At 70.6% G+C, this 20,474-nt stretch carries 18 protein-coding genes and 2 tRNA genes; 7 read left to right on the forward strand and 13 right to left on the reverse strand.

The genetic code is table 11. The features are described 5' to 3' along the window. Positions 1-34: 34 nt before the first annotated feature. A complete protein-coding gene (pepN, locus tag AC07FN_RS00605) occupies positions 35-2,608 on the reverse strand; it encodes an aminopeptidase N (RefSeq protein ID WP_452612134.1) in 2,574 nt (857 codons plus the stop codon). Positions 2,609-2,829: 221 nt separating this feature from the next. On the opposite strand from pepN, the gene AC07FN_RS00610 reads away from it, so the two are divergent. The 3 genes from AC07FN_RS00610 to AC07FN_RS00620 all read left to right on the forward strand — a co-directional run bounded on the left by AC07FN_RS00610 (position 2,830) and on the right by AC07FN_RS00620 (position 5,674). Continuing rightward, positions 2,830-3,444 (forward strand): mycothiol-dependent nitroreductase Rv2466c family protein, encoded by a 615-nt coding sequence (locus AC07FN_RS00610; RefSeq protein WP_358576296.1) that lies wholly within the window; start codon positions 2,830-2,832, stop codon positions 3,442-3,444. 54 nt (positions 3,445-3,498) lie between these two features. Then, positions 3,499-4,941, forward strand: coding sequence for an aldehyde dehydrogenase family protein (locus AC07FN_RS00615; RefSeq protein WP_478393711.1), 1,443 nt, complete (start codon positions 3,499-3,501; stop codon positions 4,939-4,941). Positions 4,942-5,014: 73 nt separating this feature from the next. Continuing rightward, a complete protein-coding gene (locus AC07FN_RS00620; RefSeq protein WP_478393871.1) occupies positions 5,015-5,674 on the forward strand; it encodes an endonuclease V in 660 nt (219 codons plus the stop codon). Between the two features lie 86 nt (positions 5,675-5,760). Here the strand turns inward: AC07FN_RS00620 and AC07FN_RS00625 are convergent, their stop codons facing one another. The 5 genes from AC07FN_RS00625 to AC07FN_RS00645 all read right to left on the reverse strand — a co-directional run bounded on the left by AC07FN_RS00625 (position 5,761) and on the right by AC07FN_RS00645 (position 12,182). Further along, positions 5,761-6,324, reverse strand: a complete 564-nt coding sequence (locus tag AC07FN_RS00625) for a suppressor of fused domain protein (protein ID WP_478393712.1) — start codon at positions 6,322-6,324, stop codon at positions 5,761-5,763. A 56-nt stretch (positions 6,325-6,380) separates the two neighbouring features. Continuing rightward, the gene (locus AC07FN_RS00630) at positions 6,381-10,412 is read right to left on the reverse strand and encodes a GH-E family nuclease (protein WP_478393713.1); all 4,032 of its coding nucleotides are present in this window, start codon (positions 10,410-10,412) and stop codon (positions 6,381-6,383) included. After that, entirely contained in the window at positions 10,412-10,717 is a 306-nt protein-coding gene (locus AC07FN_RS00635) for an ESX-1 secretion-associated protein (protein ID WP_358576612.1), read from the reverse strand. The genes AC07FN_RS00630 and AC07FN_RS00635 overlap by 1 nt, the downstream gene beginning before the upstream one ends. A 24-nt stretch (positions 10,718-10,741) precedes the next feature. After that, entirely contained in the window at positions 10,742-11,320 is a 579-nt protein-coding gene (locus AC07FN_RS00640; RefSeq protein WP_478393714.1) for a YbaB/EbfC family nucleoid-associated protein, read from the reverse strand. A 178-nt stretch (positions 11,321-11,498) separates the two neighbouring features. Beyond that, positions 11,499-12,182 carry a 2-phosphosulfolactate phosphatase gene (locus AC07FN_RS00645; protein WP_478393715.1) on the reverse strand — a complete coding sequence of 228 codons (684 nt, stop codon included), beginning with the start codon at positions 12,180-12,182 and terminating at the stop codon, positions 11,499-11,501. Positions 12,183-12,239: 57 nt separating this feature from the next. Here AC07FN_RS00645 and AC07FN_RS00650 point away from each other — a divergent pair, with 57 nt between their 5' ends. Genes AC07FN_RS00650 through AC07FN_RS00660 form a run of 3 tightly spaced genes read left to right on the forward strand, consistent with a single transcriptional unit; the run spans position 12,240 to position 13,872 of the window. Then, the gene (locus AC07FN_RS00650; protein ID WP_093275003.1) at positions 12,240-12,710 is read left to right on the forward strand and encodes a ribose-5-phosphate isomerase; all 471 of its coding nucleotides are present in this window, start codon (positions 12,240-12,242) and stop codon (positions 12,708-12,710) included. 4 nt (positions 12,711-12,714) lie between these two features. After that, positions 12,715-13,044 carry a hypothetical protein gene (locus tag AC07FN_RS00655; RefSeq protein WP_478393716.1) on the forward strand — a complete coding sequence of 110 codons (330 nt, stop codon included), beginning with the start codon at positions 12,715-12,717 and terminating at the stop codon, positions 13,042-13,044. Between the two features lie 18 nt (positions 13,045-13,062). Beyond that, the gene (locus AC07FN_RS00660) at positions 13,063-13,872 is read left to right on the forward strand and encodes an Fpg/Nei family DNA glycosylase (RefSeq protein ID WP_478393717.1); all 810 of its coding nucleotides are present in this window, start codon (positions 13,063-13,065) and stop codon (positions 13,870-13,872) included. 166 nt (positions 13,873-14,038) lie between these two features. Here AC07FN_RS00660 and AC07FN_RS00665 read toward each other — a convergent pair whose 3' ends face one another. The 5 genes from AC07FN_RS00665 to AC07FN_RS00685 form a co-directional block, all read right to left on the reverse strand. Beyond that, positions 14,039-14,800 (reverse strand): hypothetical protein, encoded by a 762-nt coding sequence (locus AC07FN_RS00665; RefSeq protein WP_478393718.1) that lies wholly within the window; start codon positions 14,798-14,800, stop codon positions 14,039-14,041. Positions 14,801-14,868: 68 nt separating this feature from the next. After that, a complete protein-coding gene (locus AC07FN_RS00670) occupies positions 14,869-16,083 on the reverse strand; it encodes a GNAT family N-acetyltransferase (RefSeq protein ID WP_478393719.1) in 1,215 nt (404 codons plus the stop codon). Between the two features lie 46 nt (positions 16,084-16,129). Beyond that, positions 16,130-16,756, reverse strand: coding sequence for a 2'-5' RNA ligase family protein (locus AC07FN_RS00675; RefSeq protein ID WP_478393872.1), 627 nt, complete (start codon positions 16,754-16,756; stop codon positions 16,130-16,132). A 55-nt stretch (positions 16,757-16,811) separates the two neighbouring features. Then, positions 16,812-18,281, reverse strand: a complete 1,470-nt coding sequence (locus AC07FN_RS00680) for a DHA2 family efflux MFS transporter permease subunit (RefSeq protein ID WP_478393720.1) — start codon at positions 18,279-18,281, stop codon at positions 16,812-16,814. A gap of 603 nt (positions 18,282-18,884) precedes the next feature. After that, positions 18,885-18,955, reverse strand: a tRNA-Gly gene (locus tag AC07FN_RS00685). A gap of 114 nt (positions 18,956-19,069) precedes the next feature. Here AC07FN_RS00685 and AC07FN_RS00690 point away from each other — a divergent pair. Then, a tRNA-Pro gene (locus tag AC07FN_RS00690) sits at positions 19,070-19,143 on the forward strand. 167 nt (positions 19,144-19,310) lie between these two features. Here AC07FN_RS00690 and AC07FN_RS00695 read toward each other — a convergent pair. Then, entirely contained in the window at positions 19,311-19,451 is a 141-nt protein-coding gene (locus AC07FN_RS00695; RefSeq protein WP_452612121.1) for a hypothetical protein, read from the reverse strand. Further along, a complete protein-coding gene (locus AC07FN_RS00700; RefSeq protein ID WP_478393721.1) occupies positions 19,430-20,386 on the reverse strand; it encodes a sucrase ferredoxin in 957 nt (318 codons plus the stop codon). The genes AC07FN_RS00695 and AC07FN_RS00700 overlap by 22 nt, the downstream gene beginning before the upstream one ends. Between the last annotated feature and the right edge of the window lie 88 nt (positions 20,387-20,474).

The following is a 20,474-nucleotide window of genomic DNA, read 5'->3' on the forward strand; positions in this document are numbered from 1 at the left end:
AGTTCAAGTCGCCGGTGCCCCTCGACCGATCGGCTCAGGAGCGGTCGAACTCCCGGGCCGCCAGTGCGCGCACGATGCCCGCGCGGCCCTCCGAGACCAGGCGGTGCAGTGCCGACGGGTGCTCGCCGGCCAGCCAGGCGTCCGAGGCCGCGACCGTGTCGTCGGTGACCGCCCACGACGGGAACAGCCCGATCACCGTCGGCTGGGCCCGCTCGCTGGAGCGGCGCTGCCAGACCTCGTCGATCTCGTCGAAGTAGCGCCGCACGTACGGCGCCAGCAGCTCGCGCTGGGCCGGGTGCTGGAAGCCCGCGATGATCGAGTCGCTGACCGCGTTCGGCAGCTGGTCGTCGTGGACGGCCCGCTGCCAGGCCTTCTCCTTGGACTCGGCGGTCGGGATCAGCGCCCGCGCCCGTTCCGCGCGCCGCCGGCCCGTCGCGGTCTGGTCCTTCTCCAGCTCCGCGTCGATCTCGGCCTCACCGGCCGCGCCGTGCGCGACCAGCGCCTGCAGCAGCTGCCAGCGCAGGTCGGTGTCGACGGCCAGCCCGGCCAGCGGCGCCGAGCCGTCCAGCCAGCCGCGCAGCTCGGCGACCTGCTCGGCGGAGAGCACCGAGCCGGCCAGCGAGTTGACGAACGCCAGCTGGTGGTCCGAGCCGGGCTCGGCGGCGCGGGCGAGCTCGAAGAGCCGGCCGGAGAACCGCCGCCAGCCCTCGCCCTGCCACGACGGGTCCACATAGGACGCGAGCGCGGTCTGGGTCTGCAGCAGCACCCGCTGCACCACGCCGATCTCGCTCTCGGCGCCGATGCCGCCGTCCACGGACGCGCCCAGCACCAGCGTCACGAAGTCGCGCGCCTTCAGTTCCGCCTCGCGGGTCATCTCCCAGGCGGTGGACCAGCACAGCGCCCGCGGCAGCGACTCGTCGATGTCGCCGATCCGGTCGATCAGCGAGGCCAGCGACTCCGGGTCGAAGCGCAGCGAGCAGTAGGTCAGGTCGTCGTCGTTGACCAGCACGAGCTTGCCCCGGTGCACGCCGACCAGGTCGGGGACCTCGGTGCGCTCGCCGGTGACGTCGAGCTCGACGCGGTGCTTGCGCACCAGCTTGCCGCCCTCGTCGTCGTAGATGCCGATCGCCAGCCGGTGCGTGCGCAGCTCGCCCGCGCCGGGCCGGGCGCCGTTCTGCACGACCTCGAACGAGGTGAACCGGCCCTCGTCGTCGGTGGTGAACCGCGGCCGCAGCATGTTCAGGCCGGTGGTCTCCAGCCACTGCGCGCTCCACCACGACAGGTCGCGGCCGGAGGCCTCCTCCAGCGCCCGCAGCAGGTCGTTGAGGGTCGCGTTGCCCCAGGCGTGCCGGTTGAAGTAGACCCGCAGCCCGGCCAGGAAGTTGTCCAGGCCCACGTAGGCGACCAGCTGCTTGAGGACCGAGGCGCCCTTGGCGTAGGTGATGCCGTCGAAGTTGACCTCCACGGCCTGCAGGTCCTGGATGTCGGCGGCCACCGGGTGGGTCGACGGCAGCTGGTCCTGGCGGTACGCCCAGGACTTCTCCACGCTGGCGAACGTGGTCCAGGCGTGGTCGTACTGGGTCGCGCCGACCTGCGCGAGGACGCTGGCCCAGGTCGCGAACGACTCGTTGAGCCACAGGTCGTCCCACCAGCGCATGGTGACCAGGTCGCCGAACCACATGTGCGCCATCTCGTGCAGCACCGTCTCGCAGCGCCGCTCGTAGAGGTAGCCGGTGACCTTCGACCGGAAGACGTAGTCCTCCAGGAACGTCACGCAGCCGGCGTTCTCCATCGCGCCCGCGTTGAACTCCGGCACGAAGCACTGGTCGTACTTGCCGAACGGGTAGGGCACCCCGAACGCCTTGTGGAAGAAGCCGAAGCCCTGCTTGGTCTCGGTGAACAGCCGCTCCGCGTCGAGGTGCTCGGCCAGCGAGGCGCGGCAGTAGATGCCCAGCGGGATCTCGTCCTGGCCGTCGCCGCCGGGGAAGACGTCGCGCCACTCGGCGTACGGCCCGGCCACCAGCGCCACCAGGTAGGTCGACATCGGCTTGGTGGTGGCGAATTCGTGCCGCTTGCCGTTCGCCGAGCCGGTGACCTCGGCGGTGGCGTTGGAGATGACCTTCCACGACTCCGGCGCGTCCACCGTGATCTGGTAGGTGGCCTTCAGGTCGGGCTGGTCGAAGCAGGTGAACATCCGCTTCGCGTCGGCGGTTTCGAACTGGCTGTAGAGGTACACGCCGCCGTCGACCGGGTCGATGAAGCGGTGCAGGCCCTCGCCCGTGTTGGTGTAGGCGCAGTCGGCGCGCACCACGAGCTCGTTGTCGGCGGCCAGGTTCGGCAGCCGGATGCCGGTGGACTCGTCGTAGTCGGAGACGTCGAGCTCGACTCCGTTGAGGACGGCGCTGCGGACCCGGTCGGCCACCAGGTCGATCCAGCTGTCGGCGCCCGCCTGGTTGCTGCGGAACCGCACCGTTGTGGTGGAACCGAACGTCTCCACGTCCGGCCCACCCGCGCCGGCAGTGAGATCCAGTTCGATCACGTACGACTGGACCTCCAGCAGGGCCGCGCGCTGCTCGGCCTGTTCGCGGGTGAGGTTCGGCGGGGCCACGGATCACCTCGTTGCTCGTCGGGGACTAGTCAGACCAGGCACGCCTGGCGTACCTGGCGCAGGCATCAAATCACGTCCGCGTGCGGGCGTGCCGCCGGGCGGGTCAGGCTCCCCCGTCGGCGTGTCGGTCCGAGCGGGAAGACAAACGGCTCTACCGGGGTTGGTACCCATGACGGGGCGCGCTGGAACGCGCCCGCTACTTCTCGAACGTTGGAGGCTTGATGACCGCCGCTGCCCGACCCAGGGTCGACTTCTACTTCGACCCGGTGTGCCCGTTCGCCTGGGTGTCCTCGCGCTGGATCCTGGAGGTCGCCGAGGTCCGCGACATCGACCTGAACTTCCGCGTGATGAGCCTGTCGGTGCTCAACGAGGGTCGCGACCTGCCGGAGGAGTACCGGGAGCTGCTGGACACGGCGTGGGGCCCGGTGCGGGTGGCCATCGCCGCGGCCAAGCACCACGGCGACGAGGTGCTGTCGCCGCTCTACACCGCGATGGGCACCCGGCTGCACGACCAGGGCAACAAGGATTTCGACCAGGTGATCGCCGAATCGCTGGCGGAGGTCGGCCTGCCCGCGTCGCTGGCTGAGGCGGCCGGCAGCACCGAGTACGACGAGGAACTGCGCGCCAGCCACCACGCGGGCATGGACCCGGTGGGCGACGAGGTCGGCACCCCGACCATCCACGTCGACGGCGTGGCGTTCTTCGGCCCGGTGATCACGCGCATCCCGCGCGGCGAGGAGGCGGCGAAGCTGTTCGACGGGGCGCTCGCGCTGGCCAGCTACCCGTACTTCTTCGAGCTCAAGCGGACCCGCACCGAGTCGCCCAGGTTCGACTGATCACCAGCCTTTCGCGGTTTCCCGGGGTTTGCTTGTTGTGACAGGCTCGCTGTGATGTCTGCTGCGTTGGACCAGGGAGGCTTCATGGCGCACACCGGCCACATCATCGGCGGTGTTCACGTCGAGGGCGGCGAGGCGCGGATCGAGGTGCTCAACCCGGCCACCGAGGAGGTGATCGGCTCGGTACCGGCTGGCACGTCGTCCGATGTGGACGCTGCGGTGGCCGCGGCCCGGGCCGCCTTCGACGGCTGGTCGGGCACGCCGCTCGCGGAGCGCATCGCGGTGGCCCGGCGGATCTCCGCGGGGATCGCCGAGCGCCGCGATGAGATCGCCGCGACGGTGACCGCCGAGATGGGCTCGCCGATCAAGTTCGCCACCCAGGTGCACGCGAGCGTCCCGGTGGCGACCTCGGCCGGGATCGCCGACGTGCTGGAGAACGGCTTCGCCTGGACCGAGGAGGTCGGCAACTCGCTGATCGTGCGGGAGCCGATCGGCGTGGTCGCCGCGATCACGCCGTGGAACTACCCGCTGCACCAGATCGTCGCCAAGGTGGTGCCCGCGCTAGCGGTCGGCTGCACCGTGGTGCTCAAGCCCAGCGAGGTGGCGCCGCTGACGGCCGCGATCTTCGCCGAGATCGTCGCGGACGCGGGCGTGCCGGCGGGCGTGTTCAACCTGGTGCACGGCACCGGGCCGGTGGTCGGCGAGGCGCTGGCGGCGCACCCGGGCGTCGACATGGTGTCCTTCACCGGCTCCACCCGGGCCGGCCGGCGTGTGTCGGAGGTGGCCGCGCAGACGGTGAAGCGGGTGGCGCTGGAACTCGGCGGCAAGTCGGCGAACGTGGTGCTCGACGACGCCGACCTGGCCAAGGCCGTGAAGCTCGGCGTCGCCGGCTGCTTCCCGAACGGCGGCCAGAGCTGCAACGCGCTGAGCCGCATGCTGGTGCCGGAGTCGCGGCTGGCCGAGGCGGTGGAGCTGGCCGTCGCGGCGGCCGCGAAGTACGCCGTCGGCGACCCCACCGACGAGTCCACCCGGATCGGACCGATGGTTTCGGAGGCGCAGCGGGACCGCGTCGTGGACTACATCCGCAAGGGCATCGAGGAAGGCGCGAAGCTCGTCGCCGGCGGGCCGGAGCGTCCGGAGGGCCTGGAGAAGGGCTTCTTCGTGCGGCCGACGGTGTTCGCCGGGGTGACGCCGGAGATGACCATCGCGCAGGAGGAGATCTTCGGCCCGGTGCTGTCGATCCTGCCGTACCGGGACGAGGACGAGGCCGTGCGGATCGCCAACGGCACCGACTACGGCCTGGCGGGCGCGGTGTTCGGTTCGGACGAGCGAGCCCTGGCGGTGGCCCGGCGGCTGCGGACGGGTCAGGTCGACGTCAACGGCGGCCGCTTCAACCCCAACGCCCCGTTCGGCGGCTACAAGCAGTCGGGCAACGGCCGCGAGTTCGGCCGCCACGGCATCGAGGAGTTCCTCGAAACCAAGTCCATCCAGCGCTGACGGCACTCGTGAGTGCTTCGGGGCGCTGTAGCACCCGAAGCACTCACGGACCTGCCCTAGCATCGGGTGCGTGATCCGAGTTCGTGAGCCGCACCCCTGGCCCTCGACGGAAGCCGAGGCCATTGCGATCCAGGAGAAGCTGCGTCCGCTCGTGCGCTTCGACGGCGAGCCCGCGGAGGTGCGCACGGCGGCGGGCCTGGACGTCGCCTACCGCGACGACTCGGGGCGCCTGGTCGCGGCGGTAACGGTCGTCGATGTGGCGACGCTGTCCGTTGTGGACAGTGTCGTCGTGCGCGGTGAGACCGATTTTCCTTATGTTCCAGGACTGTTCGCGTTTCGCGAAGCGCCGTCGTTGCTCCGGGCCTTGTCCGAGCTGTCGGTTGTGCCGGACGTCCTGGTGTGCGACGGGCAGGGCCTCGCCCACCCGCGCCGCTTCGGGCTGGCCTGCCACCTGGGCGTGCTGACCGACCTCCCGAGCATCGGGGTCGGCAAGACGGCGATGGGCCGCTACGAGCCGCCGGGCGAGGCGCGCGGGGCGTGGTCGCCGCTGAAGATGGACGACGAAGTCGTCGGCCGGGCGTTGCGGACGCAGCGGGGCGTCAAGCCGGTGTTCGTCTCCGTCGGCCACCGCTACACCCTCGACGGGGCCTGCGACCTGGTGCTCCGCCTGTCACCGGAGTACCGCCTGCCGGAAACGACCCGAACGGCCGACCACCTGGGCAGGACGGCGTAGTCCGGCCCTGAGGGCTCCCTCGGTCGCTGCGAGTGGCCGAGGGTTGCCGGGCCGGATGGGCGACCTCGTTGATCGCGCGGCCGTGGCTAGACGGCCGATTGGCGATGCACGTCCAGGATGTTCGTCCTGTTCAGGTGGAAGACCTCGAAGAGCATGTCGGCGCCTTCTCGCCCCACGAAATTGATCTCGGGTTTGGTGACCGGAACCAAGGTGATGATCTGCAGCTGGGGCGTGGTGCTGTCCGGGTAGAGGTTGAACGCTTCGTCGAACATCGGGCTGGTGTGCGCGATCACGCCGACGATCTCGGTGCCCTCGATGATCGGCTGGTCGTTCTCGAAAACCGATCCGTACTCCATGCCCCGCTCGTTCTTGATGATCAACGAGGCGATCGAGTCGGTGAGGTAGTGCGCGATGTGCTGCTGGTCGGAACGCAGCGAGCAGACCAGCTCCTCGGGGAGCATCGAGGTGACCTTCTGGAACCGCAGGCCGTTGGTGACCACGGTGGTGACCGGCGGCTCCTCGTTCTGGTAGAAGGTCAGGTCGTAGCCGCGGTTGCCGCGGTCCGACTGCGCCGACTCGATCCGTTGAACCTGCCCGAGGCGCTGCTCGAGGTGGTCGAGCAGCTCGGGGGGCTGCTGGGCGTTCGTCACAGGTGCTCCTCTTCCTGGAAGTATGCGGCTTTCCCGGCGAGCGTTTCAGGACCGTATCAGCGGCGGGGGTCCCCGAGCTTCGGTCCTCCCTTGACGATCGTTTGCGGATCGACGGGAGTGGCGGAGATCGGTCGCAGCTGCTGGTCGCCGAAATGCCTCTCGAACAGTTGCGGGTACTTGCCGAAGCCCGGTGCCGTCGATTCGTGGCTGTGCTTCTGGTTCTCCGACTTGAGTTCGAGGCGGTAGTGGTCGGGGTGGTCGTACATCGACTTGTACTGGTCGCGAGTCACGTCGTGGTGGATCGCGAACTCCCGCTGCCGCCAGTACTCGTACTCCGGCTGGTGGCCCATGTCCGCCACGCTTCGGACCTTGCCGTCCACCTCTTCCTGCTTCGGGACGGTGAACTTGTCGTGCGGTGGCGACGGAGGCTCCTCCCCGCGCGTGTACCAGTCCGGCGGGGTCGTTTCCTTGAGCTGCGGCGGCGTCCCGGTGCGTTCGTAGAACTGCGGCTTTCCGGCGCCGTCCTCGGCCACCGGGATGGGCTTGGCGGACGCTGCGCACTTGTACGAACCATCGGGGTTCATCTCGGTGTTCTGGTAGACGCTCTGCTTGGTCGCATCCGAGATGGCCGGGCGGTCACCCTCGTAGACCCAGCGCATGTACGTGTGGTCGTCCCTGAGGTGATCAGGCGTGTCGGGCGTCGGTTCGAGCGTGCCTTCGCGCTGGACCCAGTCGTTGGAGTTCTCGTCCCATCGCAACGGCGGTCCGCTTTGGCCATCGCGCAGACGTGCTTCGTGCCCACCGCCGTAGAGGTAGTACTTGTTGTCGTGGGGAGGTTTGTCCAGGGCCGCCTTGCGCTTGTCGATCTCCTCTTCGCTGAGCGTCTCCTGGTCCCCGCGCGCTTCGGCGTCGTCGGGGCGGTCGCCGATGTCTTCGCCGTCGCGGGACGGGTGGAAGGCGTCGTCGCTGGCCGGGGAGTTCGTGCCGTCCGGGTGGTGGGTGTCCCAGCCGCCGTCCGGCGGCCAGGTGGGCCCGCCGTCCGGGGCTCGGCTGCCGGCGAAGACGTTGCCGTTGGTGTCCGTCCAGGCCAGGCCGCGCGGGGCCGTGACGTCCACGCCGAGCTTCTTCGCCAGGTCGCCGGCGAAGTCGCTGGAGTTGCAGCTGACCAGGCGGACCGGGCTCTGGCCGTCCCAGCCCGAGCGGCGCAGCACGTCGGCGAACTCGTCCGGCGAGTAGCTGCGCCCGCCGATGTCGATCCGGCCGTCCGGGCCCATGTGCGCGTCGACGGTGAAGTGCTTGCCGTCGTCCGGAACCCGGTGCGCCAGGTCCTGCATGTTCGGGTCGGTGTGGCCGGAAGTCCCCGCATCGGTGCGGTTGTTGTCGAGGGTGTCGGCGCCGTCGTTGATCTTCTGGTCGTACTCGGGCGTGCCCGGCTCCGGCTTGTCGGCGTCCGGCTCGTGCGGCTTGTCCGCGTCGTCCTTCGGCTTGTCCGGCCCGTCCGGTTCCTGTGGGGAGTCGGTGCCGTCCTTCGGCTTGTCCGTCGTGTCGGGCTCGCGTTGGGAGTCCGCGCCGTCCTTCGGCTTGTCCGCGTCCGGACCCTTCGACTCCGGCTGGTTGGACGTGTCCGGCGACTTGGTGCCGTCCGGGGACTTCGTCGGGTCCGGGCTCTTGGATGAGTCCGGTGCCTTCGTTGTGTCCGGTGCCTTTGTGGTGTCCGGGGTCTTCGTGGTGTCCGGCTTCGAGCCGGGCCCGCCTGCGTCGGGGCGTTGGCTCGGACCGCCGTTCGGGCCGGTGGGGCGCTGGTTCGGCGCGTCGGTGCGCGGCGCGCCGGGGCCTCCCGGCCCGCGGCCGTCGGGGCCCGTCGGTCGGGGAGAGCCGGTCGGTCCGCCGTTCGGGCGGGGCGGTGCGTCCGGTCCCGCCGATCCGCGGGGCGCCGCAGTGGGGCGCGGCGCAGCGTCCGGAGTGGACGGTGGGCGTCCGGCCGCGCCGGGGCTGCCCGGTGTGCCGGTCCAGCCGCCTCCGGAACCCGGACGGCTTCCGCCGCCGCTCGGGCTGGCGCCACCGCCGCCGGCCCCACCGCCGTGCGCGCCACCGCCCATCGCGCCGCCCGCCGGGGCTCCGGCGCTCGGCTGATCGGTGCGGGGAGCGTTGGGCGATGGTGCGGTCTGCGGAGCTGCCGGAGCGTCCACACTGGACGAGCTCGTGCCGGACGGGTTGCTCGGCCGGTCGAAGGACGACGGCGAGTGGCTGCCGCCACCACCGGAGCCACCGCTGTGCGTCCCGCCGCCACCAGGCATGCCGCCGCCGGACGATCCGCCGCCGTGCGGGCCGGAGCCGCCGCTCGGCGAGCCACCCGCGTCGGGACTGGAGCCTCCGCCGTGCGGGCTGGAGCCGCCGCTGGGGCTGCCGGAGAGGTCGCCGGAGAAAGCGGTGTTGCGGCTGTCCGGCGCGTGCCCACCGCTGGGCGATCCGGTGGACCCGCCCCCGGAGTGGCTGCTGGAGCCCGGGCCATCTGGCGAGGAGCTGCTGCTGGAGTGGCTGATGGGGCCGGAGGTGTCGGGCGAGGAGCTGCTGGAGTGGCTGCTTGAGCCCGGGCCGTCCGGTGAGGAGCTGCTGCTGGAGTGGCTGCTCGAACCGGGGCCGTCCGGCGAGGAACTGCTGCTCGAACCGCCTGAGTGCGGCGAGGATCCGTCGGGCGAGGAGGTCGGCCTGCTGCTGTCCGGCGACGAGCTCGACGAGTGCGAACCGCCCGAGTCCGTGCTGCTGGAGCTCGACGAGCCGCTGGACGACGAATCGGAGTGCGAGCCGCCGGAATCGCCGCCGCTCGACCGGCCGTCGCCGCCGGAGCCCGAGCCGTCCGAGCTGGATCCCGAACCGCTGGGGTCGGAGTTGGAGCTTCCGCTGGAGCCGGAGGAGTTCGATCCGTCGCCACCGGAGCCCGAGCCGCTGCCGGAACCGGAGTCGCTACCGGAACCGGAGTCGCTACCGGAGCCCGAGTCGCTGCCGGAACCGGAGTCGCCACCCGACCCGGAGCCCGACCCGTTTCCGGATCCGTTGCCACCGGACCCGTTACCGCCAGACCCGGAGCCCGAGCCGTTCCCGGAACCGTTGCCGCCGGAGCCGGAGCCGCCGTCGCTGCCCGAACCCGAGCCGCCGTCGCTGCCGGACCCGCCGTCGCCGCTGATGTTCGGGCCGCCGCCCGTCCTGGCGTTGTGCTTGCCGACGACGTTGGTGCCGAAGGCGTCGTCGAACTTCTTCCAGGAGCCCTCGGCGAAGTTGTCGGCGAGCTTGCCGGGGGCGTCGACGACCTTCTTGATGCCCTTGCCGAGCTTCTTCAGGATCTTGCCCAGGACCTCGACCATCTTGGCGATCTTCGGCGCCACGTTCTTGATCGTCTTGACCAGCTTCTGGACGACTTCGCTGATCTTCGAGACGGTCTTGGAGATGAACGCGGTCGCCTGGGCGACGATCACCGGGGTGCCGAGCCCGAAGGTGCACAGCGCTTCCAGCGCGTAGGTGATCAGCCGCGAGACGCAGTCGGCGACCAAGTCGCGGACGAATTCGCGGACGAACGAGACGACCTCGCCCATCACCGTCACGACGGTGCTCAGGATGCCGGCGAGCTCGCTGGCATCGTTGAGCGCGCTGGCCTTCTCCTCGGCGTGCTTGCGGTAGGCGTCACCGGCGGCGCCGGTCCACTGCGAGGTGTCGCCCTGGACGGCGCTGTTGTACTCCTCCGCGGCCTGCTTGACGGCTTCGGAGACCTTCTGCCAGGTCGCGCCGTAGGCCTTGACGCCGTCCGGGTCGCCGGCGAACCAGTCCAGCGCCTCCTTGAGCGGCTGCACGTGTTCGATCAGGAACGAGACGCCGTAGGACGCCAGCGTGCCGATGGGGTCCATGACCATGCTGGCCACTTCCATCGCGGCACCGCCGTAGGCGAGCCCCGCCTCCACCCAGCTGGATTCGTCGTTGAGGCTGGTGACGTCGTGGTACGACTCGAGGATGCCGACGCCCTTGAAGCTGTCGGGCGTCTCGTTCGGGTCCTTCGGGAGGGTGTCCTCGGTTACGACGAGCGGATTGTCGGCCATCACTGCATCCCGCTGAACATCGAGCTGTTGTCGTCGTCGGTGGACTGGTAGTCCTCGGCGGCGCCGCGCACGTTCTCGGCGGTGTCCTGCATCGCCTCCACGGCCTTCTGCAGGGTCTCGACGCCGTACTGCTCGACGGGCTGCAGCATCAGCGCGAAGGGCTGGCACAGGATCCCGTAGGCGTCGTTGTTCATCGTCACCTGCTGCGACGCGTCGACGGCGACGTTCAGCTGATCGACGACACCATCCACTTTGGACGCGTGCGATCGCAGGTTCTCGATGACGACGTTCATCTCGTCGGCCATCGTCGGCTCCCCTCAGTGCGGAACTCAGCGCAGGAACGAACCACCGCTGAAGTCGTCATCGTCGAAGTCGTCCGGGCGGCGGCGCGATGGCCGCGGCTGCTGTTGCGGAGGCGGCGGCGTGGCGGGACGTTGCGGAGGTTGTTGCCGCTGCTGCGGTTCCGCGTAGTCGTCTTCCAGCCCGAACTGCATCTCCGGCACGCCGGAGTCGCGCCCCTGCGGTCCGTTCTCGTCCGCGGGCGGTTCCGGGAAGTTCTTGCGGGCCTCGCCGAGCACGTGCTGTGCGGCGGAGTCCTCCAGCCCGACCGTGTCGGCGACCGCGCGCTGCATGAGTTCGGGGATCTTCGCCTGCGCGGTCTGCACGGCGCGCATGATCTCGGCGGCGAGCTTCGCCATCGGGCGGTTGCTGGCGTTCTCGGAGAGCTGCAGGCTCTGCAGGATGCCGTTCGAGCCGATGGTCACCTGGATCGCTCCGTCGCGGGAGGTCTCCGTCACCGCGATCTGCTCGATCTCCTGCTGCATCCGGCCGAACTTCTCGGCCTTCTCCGCGGCGCGTTCCTGCCACTGCTGGACCATGCGCTCGGCGGCGCCGATGTCTTCAACCACGCGTCCTCCCCGGCAGAACCCCCCTGTTCCGGAAAGAATGACGTGTTGGGAAACTGTTCGGATCCACCAGGCGGCACAAATGGGCCGAACAGATCAGCTCATTAATTCGAATGGTCTAACGATCATGCGCGAAAGCAGCTCAGCTGGCCCGGTCGTCCTGTGTGGACGCGAAGCCGCCTCATCCGGCCGTCAGGATCCCGTTCCGCAGCACGGGTGCCCGCCCGCTGCAGTTGACCTCGGCGGCCAGCGCGACGTCGTGCGCGAAGCCCCACTCCGCGAGCTCGCGGCCGGACTCGCAGTCGGTGAGCATGGCGCCGATCTCGCCCGACACGGCCTGGAACGCTGCCGCGGCCAGTTCGGCTTCGGGAGAGCGCCGTCCGGGCAACGCGGAGATGATCGCGCCCGCGCCGAGCAGATCCTCGATCGCCGGGCGAAGCTGGTCGTCCCGGTGCTCCCCGGCAGCGACGATTCCGATCGGGCCGCCCACCTGCGCCGCCGCGTGGGCCACGGCCTCCGCGTTGCGCAGGCAGCCCGCGAAAACGGTGGCCCCGGTTGCGACGGCCTCGGCGCACAGCGTCGCGCCGTTCGGCGACGGAAGCCCCAGCAGCACGTTCGGTGTCAGGGTACGAAGCGACGACGGGCTCAGCGACCACTCGTCGAGGCTGCGGGGACGCGCGAGCACGACGTCCTCGGGTGCCGACCCGTCCTGCCAGCGCAGCGGCATGACCCGGGCGCCGGTGCCCGTCGCCACGTCGACCGCTGTCGAGAAGGACAGGACGTCGACCACTACGAGCACCGGGTGGTCCGCCATGGCGCGCAGACCGGGCAGCGCCCAGTCGATGTGCACATCGATGCTGGTCACGGCCGGTAGCGTAACCGGGGTGTGCGGGGGCGGTGGGCCGTTTGGCAGACTGCCCGCGTGCGCGTCTACATCGGCTCCGACCATGCCGGCTACGAACTCAAGAACCACCTCGTCAAGTGGCTGACCGACAAGGGTCACGACGTGACCGACATCGGCCCGGCGGAATACGACGCCCAGGACGACTACCCGCCGTTCTGCGTCGAGACCGCCCGCCGCGTCGTCGCCGACGAGGGCAGCCTCGGGCTGGTCCTCGGCGGATCCGGCAACGGCGAGCAGATCGCCGCGAACAAGGTCCCCGGCGCCCGCGCCGCGCTGGCCTGGAGCGTCGAGACCGCGAAGCTCGCCCGGCAGCACAACAACGCGCTGCTGGCCGGCATCGGTGCGCGGATGCACACCGTCGACGAGGCCGAGCAGATCGTCGAGGCGTTCCTGACCACCGACTTCGAGGGTGGCCGGCACCAGCGCCGGATCGACCTGCTCACCGACTACGAGAAGACCGGCGAGCCCCCGGCCCTGCCCGGCAACTGATCCCATGGCACCGGCACGTCCGACCGCGGCGCTGCTGACACCTCTGGTGGCGGCGGCGGGAACCGCGGTCGGCGTGCTGGTGCTCTTCTTCGGGCAGCGCGCGCTCGCGCCCGCCCTCGCCGGCGGCCCCGGCGCGACCTGCACCGAACCCGACTGCCTGCTCGGGGTGGGCCTGTGGCTGATCGTGGGCGGCGTCCTCGCGGTGTGCGCCTCGCTGCTGGCCGGGGCGGTGTTCCGGCATCCCGACCGACCGGTCCGGCGCGGCCTGTTCGTCGCGCTGTGGTGCGTGGCGGCCTACCTCGTGGAGTCGGTCGTGCTGTGGATCCTCGCCTGACGCGGACGGACTGTTGACATGCCTGAAGGCCACACGCTGCACCGGCTCGCCGGGCTGCACGGCGACCTGTTCGCCGGCACGGAGGTCCAGGTGCGCAGCCCGCAGGGGCGGTTCGCCACCAGCGCCTCGCTGCTGACCGGCTCGGTGTTCGAGCGGGCCGAGGCGCACGGCAAGCACCTTTTCCACTTGTACGGCCCGGATCGGGTCGTCCACGTGCACCTCGGGTTGTACGGCACGTTCACCGAGTCCGAGCTCCCGCTGACCGAGCCCCGTGGCCAGGTGCGGATGCGCATCGTCGGCCGCACGCATTGGACGGACCTGCGCGGGCCCACCGCGTGCGAGCTGCTGACCGGCGAGGAGGTCGCCGCGCTGCGCGGTCGGCTGGGGCCGGACCCGCTGCGCCGCGACGCCGATCCCGAGCGGGCGTGGCAGCGGATCTCGCGTTCCCGCACCAGCATCGCCGCGCTGCTGATGGATCAGAAGGTGCTGGCCGGCGTCGGCAACGTCTACCGGGCGGAAGTGCTGTTCCGGCACGGGATTCCGCCGTACACGCCGGGCCGCTCGCTAGGGCGCGAGCAGTGGGAGGCGATCTGGGCCGACCTCGTCGAGCTGATGGCCGACGGGGTGCGGGTGGGACGCATCGACACGGTGCGCCCGGAGCACCTGCCGGAGGTCACCGGCCGGGCGCCGAGGCAGGACCGGCACGGCGGCGAGGTCTACGTCTACCGGCGAGCGGGGATGCCCTGCCTGATCTGCGGAACGCCGGTGGCGATGGCGGACCTGTCGGCCCGCAAGCTCTACTGGTGCCCCACCTGCCAAGAAACCTGACACCACCCCTCCCAGGGGGGCGCGCAATTTCCATTGAAATCGAACCTTCGATTTCAATGGAAATTGCGGTTCTCCGGCGTGCCGGGCCACGACACGCCGGGAGGCTGTGGATAACTCCCGCTGTTTCAATTGAAACTGCGGGTTGTCGTCGGTGGCATCCGAACCGTCAGATGTCGAAACCGCCCATGTCGAAGCCGCCGGCGTCGAAGCCGCCTGCGTCGCCCGGGTCTCCGCCGTCGATGCCCTGGTCGCCGATGCCCTGGTCGCCGTCGGCTCCCAGGCCGTCCTGGTAGCCCTCCGCGTACGCGGCTTCCGCCGGGACTCCCGCCATGCCGCCGAACAGGGCGCTCATCAGCACGAACGAGCCCACGCCCCAGGCGCCCGCGACCAGCGCCGGCTTCCACCACGGCTCGCTGTACCAGCCCTGCGGCACCGGTCGCCCGGCGACCGTGCCGCCCGGGTAGTAGTGCGGTGTCTGCTCGGTCGGGTTCGGCGACGCCACCTGGTGGCGGCCCTCCACCTCGACGTCGCGGTACTCGGTGACCTTGCCCGCGCCGTGCTGGCCGGACAGGTCGGGCAGCTCCGGGCCCGGATCCATGTCCATCGCGACCCGCGCCGCCCGCACGTAGTACAGGCCTTCCAGCGCGGACTCCGTGGTCAAGCGCGCCTGCGCGGCGGTGTTCGCCTGGTCGAGCTGGGAGATCGCCGCCCCGTGCCGTTCGGCCGCGTCGGCGAGGGCCTGTTTGGCCGCCTCGTTGGTGCCGACCAGGTTGAGCACCTGCCCGCCCAGCCGCTCCACCCAGCGCCGTGCCTCGGCTTTGGCGTCCTCCAGCTGATTCTGCTGGTGCGCCACGGCCTTCTGGCGGGACCACCAGACCGCGGCGACGATCACCACGAGGGCGATCACGATGATGATGGTTGCGGTCACCCGGGCCTCCCGTTCCGGCGGACGCGTCGATTTCGACAGTACGCCGCCGGAACGAGGATGCGGTCGGCTCAGAAGCCCTCCGGGCAGTGCGGGGCGACCTCGGTGGCGAACGCGCGGGAGGCTTCGAGCAACGCACCGGGGTCGAGCTCGGCGATCCGCCCGGAGCGCGCCAAGCCGGCCAGCGTGTTCCCGCCCAGGTACGCCGCGGCCAGGTCGGTGACGTCCAGCCCGAGCTGGCCGGGGTCGTCGGTGCGGGCGAGCTTGCCGACGCCGTCGGAGCCGGCGGTCAACCGCCACCGGCCCGCGTTCCACGGGCAGAACCGGTCGGTGATGTCGAGCACGACGTCCACCGGGGCCGAGTACCGGCGCGCGGGCAGCGCGCGGTCGACGTCGACGAGTCGCACCCACAGCCCGTCGAGGATCTGCCGGCTCGCCGAGCGCGGGTCGGCGAGCATGCCCACCACCGGCTCGTCGAGCGCGGCCTTCGGCCAGTTCACCTCGCCGACTAGGTCGATGTCGAGCAGGTACCGCCACAGCGCGGCGTAGGCCTGCGGGGTCGCCGCGACGAGGTCCAGCACCTGCAGTTGGTAGGCGGGGCCGCGCAAGGTCCACTCGGGCTTGGGCCGGTAGATGACGTAGCCGTCGGGGTGCAGCGCGAACCGGGCCCGGCCCAGGTCGCCGCGCTCGGCGCGGTCGTCGATCATCCGGACTTCCCAGGAGCCGTCGCCCCGGGACAGCCAGCCGGTCCGGGCGGCGGCCACCTCCGGGTAGCGCCGGTTGGCGAATTCCAGCGCGGTTTCCCGGTCGACCTCCCGGACCCTCCGCTCGTCGACGTCCACAGTGGACAGGAATGCGGCGCCGCGGGGCAGGCTCAGGCGGGTTTCGCAGCTGGCCAGGCCGTAGCCGAAGCGACCGTAGATGGCGCCTTCCGAGGCGTACAGCGCGGCGAGCCCGGAACCGTTGTCGTGCAGCTCGTCGAGCTGGGCGCGCATCAGGGAGGTCAGCACGCCGCGCCGCCGGTGGCCCGGCTTGACCCCGACCGCGCTGATGGCCGCGACCGGGTACTGCGCCGGGCCGGGCACGGTGATGTCCAGCGCGAACCGCCCGGCGACGCCGATCAGCTCGTCGCCGTCGAAGGTCCCGTGGGCCAGCGACGTGTCGAAGACCTCGCGGTAGCGCTCCATCGCGGGGTCCCGGCTGTCGTCGAGGAAGGCCGCGGTGAACACCGCGAAGAAGCTCTCGTAGTCGCCGGCCGAAAGTTTTCTCGTGGTGAGGTCCGCCATGTGGCGTTCCTACCGTCGACGAGCCTTTCGTGCGACCCGTTTTCGGTCAGGCGCCGAGCGGGACCTCGGCGATGGTCTCCCACTCGGAGCACGAGTGGTCCCGGTTGAGCTTGACCAGCGACAGCGAGGGCACCTTCGCCGTGGTCGGCTCCACCGCGGTCGCGCTGAGCGTGGCGATGGCGAAGATGGCCGGGCCGTCCGTGGTGGAGTGGGCGAGGCTCACGTGCTTGTCGACGTCCTCGGGCTCCGCGGGCAGCGGCGTCTCGCCGATGGCGTCGGCGGTCGCTTCCCGCACCGCGGCGCGGAGTTCGAGCACCGTCGACTGCGGTTCGGCCGGCAGCGCCAGCGACTCCGGCAGCACCACGGCGTGGTGGAACGCCAGGGTCAGGGGCAGCACCGACGCCAGCCGCGGCCGGGCGGCGGCCAGCAGCGCCTCGATGCGGTCTTCGCCGATCTCGTCGGTGAAACCGATCTCCTGCACCAGGATGTGCATCCATTCCAGCGGGACGAGGTCGAAGCCCGGCAGGTCGCGCAGGGCGTACTGGTAGTCGTTCACCAGCTTGCGCAGCCCGGGTTGGTCGGCCAGCGGCAGCAGCCACGCGTAGCCGGTGCGCCCGGCGCGCCAGCCCGGGCGCCAGCGGGCGTGATTGCGGACCTGATCGGCGTGTGGCATGTCGGTCACCCCTCACATACTGCCCGGGCCGGTCCGGGCGTGGGGCGAGCTTGAGCTATCTCACGGTTTCCGAGGGCTCGCGTTCACCCTGCCGTGCCTTCGCGGCCGGAGCGTCCAAGCTGGCCGCCGCGTCGGAGTCTCGCACGCCCAGCCCCAGCAGCAACCCCAGCCCGGCGAAGACCACCGAGACCAGGAACGCGCCGTGGTAAGCGCCAAGGTGCGCCGCGGCGACCTGACCGGCCGCGGCGGGATCCACTGTGGACATGCCGCGTTCGGTCAGCACCACCAGCACGGTCGCGACGATCGCGGTGCCCAGCGCGGTGGCGACCTGCCTGCTGACGTTGAACATCGAGCTGGCCTGGCCCATCGAGGGGCCGGAGATCCGGGCGAAGGTCGCGGTCTGCACCGGGGTCATCAGCAGCCCCATCGCCACGCCCTGCACCGCGAGCAACGCGACGAGGAACCACAGCGAGGTGTCGACGCCCTGCAGCTGCAACCCGATCCCGATCAGGACCTGCACGGCGAACCCGGCCAGGATCAGCCGCTTCGGCCCGACGCGACCGTAGATCCGGCTGATCACCTGGGTGGTCAGCAGCATGCTGATGGCCTGCGGCATCAGCACGAGCCCGGCGTGCATGGGCGACACCCCGCGCAGGTTCTGCAGGTACAGCGGGATGAGGAAGAGCACCCCGAACATCGCGCCGGTCTGGCACAGCAGCAGCAGGTTGCCGGTGCGGAACAGCCGGTCGGTGAGCAGCCGGAGGTCGAGCATCGGGGCGCGCACGGTCAGCTCCCGCCAGACCAGCCCGCCGATGAGCAGCACCGCGGCGATGAGGCTCAGCCAGACCTGCGGCTCGCCCCAGCCGAGCTGCGCGCCCTGGTCGAGGCCGTAGAGCAGCGTGGCGAGCCCGGCGCCGGCGAGCACGAACCCGGGCAGGTCGAACCGGCCGGGATCGCGACGCGCCTCCTCCTTCAGGAAGAGAACGGTGAACAGCAGCGCCAGCGCCCCGACGGGAACGTTGATGAAGAAGATCCAGCGCCAGTTGGCGTATTCGACGAGGAGGCCGCCGAGCACGGGCCCGAGCATGGGGGCGACGGTGATCGGGATGGAGAGCACGGCGCCGGCCTTGGCTCGCTCGTTGGGCGGGAATGCGCGGAACAGCATCGCCTGGCCGACGGGCACCAGCATGCCGCCGCCGACGCCCTGGAGCACCCGGGCGGCGATGAGGTGCCACATCTCGGTGGACATGCCGCAGAGCACGGAAGCGAAGGTGAAGATCACGACGGCGGCCTGGAATGTCCGCTTGCTGCCGAACCGGTCGGCGATCCAGCCGGAGGAGGGGATGAAGACGGCGAGGCTGATCATGTAGCCGGTGAGAACCCACTGCAGGGCGGCGGCATCGACGTCGAACTCCCGCCCCAGGGTGGCCAGGGCGACGTTGAGGATGGTGACGTCCAGGATCTGCATGATCAGCGCCAGCACGAAGGTGATGCCGACCAACCACTTGTATTCGAGCCGCCGCACAAAACCCCCAAGATCGAAAGAAGAAGACGACCACCGGCAGACGAGCCGACCGCCCGACCGCAAAGCGGTCGGGGCCGGACCAAGCCCCAAGCCTCCCGGAACCCCCTGACAAAACCCAAAGCCTTTTTATTCCCCAAAAGCCCCAAAATCACGCCCAACAACCCAAACAACCACAAACCCCCAACCGAAGCCGCGGCCAAGCAGCCAGGAAGGGAGCAGCGAGCGAGCCAGAGAACTCCCGGAACCACGCCACAGGCCGACCCGCAGAGGCGGCGAAGGCAGAGCACGCGACAGGAAGAGCCATCGATTTCGCGCGAAATCACCGCCCGCCGGCCCATCAACGCCAGCCGCGAAGCGGCAAGACACCAACGTCAGCCGCGAAGCGGCACCACCGACTGCCAAGGAAGGGACGGAGGTGATGTCCTGCTTCGGCCACGAAGCGGCAAGGCTGGTCGAAAACCAGGCCGGGAACGCTCCAAATCGCAAGGAGCAAAGAAGAGACAACCCCGCACCGTGGGGGGTGTGGGGGGCTCGGCCCCCACGACAAAGGCGAAGAGTAAAGGTCGGGTGGCGAAGCCACCAGACACACCAAACCCAACTCTGAGCGGGCGACGGGAATCGAACCCGCGTAGCCAGTTTGGAAGACTGGGGCTCTACCATTGAGCTACGCCCGCATGCCGGTTTCGCCTGCCCCTCGCGGGTTGGGCGACCTTGTGTGCCACAGCTTAGCGGGTCGCGATAGGCTCTTCGCAACGCACCCGGTTCTTCCGGGTGTGCCGCACGTCGGACGGGGTGTGGCGCAGTTTGGTAGCGCACTCGCTTTGGGTGCGAGGGGTCGTGGGTTCAAATCCCGCCACCCCGACGTCGCGGCCGGCCGCTCGCCTGCAGGTGGGTGGCCGGTTTTCTTTTGCCCGTCGGCGGTTGCGCGTGGTGACGTCCGTCGCAGCGGGTGGCTGTGGTTCGTAACGCTCTGTCGCGGGCGGCCGATTCCTCCGTCGTGCGCGATTGGAGTGTGGCCGGGTTCCGCGTTCAGCCGCCTGCCTTGGCGGTGTGCGTGGTGCTGGGCGCCGTCGTGGCGTTCCTGGTCGTGGTGTCGTTGTGCGTGCCGGGGCCGTCGGGTACGCCCGAGTTGGCGCCGCCGGACGGGATCATGACTGCGGTGACGCCCACGCGGTTGGGTTCTGCGGCGGGTGCGTTGGCCGACCGTTGATGGTTTCGGCGGTGCAGGTGGTGGGGCGGACCGCTTTCTTCCCGCAGCTGTTGGGGCGCGGTGGGTCGAGTTCGTGTTCGCGGACCGCGACATCCCAGCTGCGGCCGTCCTGGTGGCCGATCGTCACCTGGCCGTTCTCCTCGGCGGTGACGCGCAGGGCGTCTGCGAGGTATTCGCCGATGTGCTCCCGGACGGCGAGTTCGGCGGTTTGGCCGGCGCGGGTCCACGACGACCGGCCGCGGCAGTGGTCGAGCACGACCTTGCCGGCCGCGGCGGCGGACAGCACCGCTTCGGCGGCGGGCGCGGTCAGCCGCCCGTAGGTGTAGCCGCTGGGCAGCAGGACCGCGGCGGGCGCGAAGCGGTGTCCGCCGGTGTGCGTGGATTCCCAGATCGAGCCGTCGTGCCGGCCGGCGAGTTCGGTGATGAGTTCGCGGCCGAGCAGTGCGCAGCACCGGTCGCGGCGGCCGTTGGTGCACACCAGCAGCAGCGGGTCGGCGACGGGTCGGCCCCAGCCGTCGTGGTGGCCGGCGGCGATCCGCCCGAAGTCGAGTTCGAGCAGGTCGACGGGGTTGTCGACGGTCGTGGTCCGCAGCCAGCCGGTGCCGGGGGCGGTGTGCGCGAGGAACACCCGGCGCGGCTGGCCGCCGGCGGTGTCCGCGTGCCGGCCGGGCTGCCGGATGAGCTGGATCCGCACGCCGTGCTCGTCGGTCCGCGCGGACAGCGCCCGTCCCAGCTCGGGGTCCAGGTGGCTCTGGACCAGCGCGTTGTGGCCCCAGGGGCCGCGCTGTTCCAGGCACAGCCAGCTGCCTGCCACCGCGGCGGTGCCGGGCAGCGGCTCGGCGAACGTCTCGGACAGGGCGGCGCAGGTGGCCGCGTCGGCTGCGGTGTGGTGCACGTTTCCACTCAAGCACGGATGGCCGCCCGATGGTTAGGTGAGGCTGTCCAATGCGGGTTGTGGCAACCCCGGGCCGTGTGCCCCGGCG

The organism is Saccharopolyspora sp. NPDC045941 (assembly GCF_056431445.1).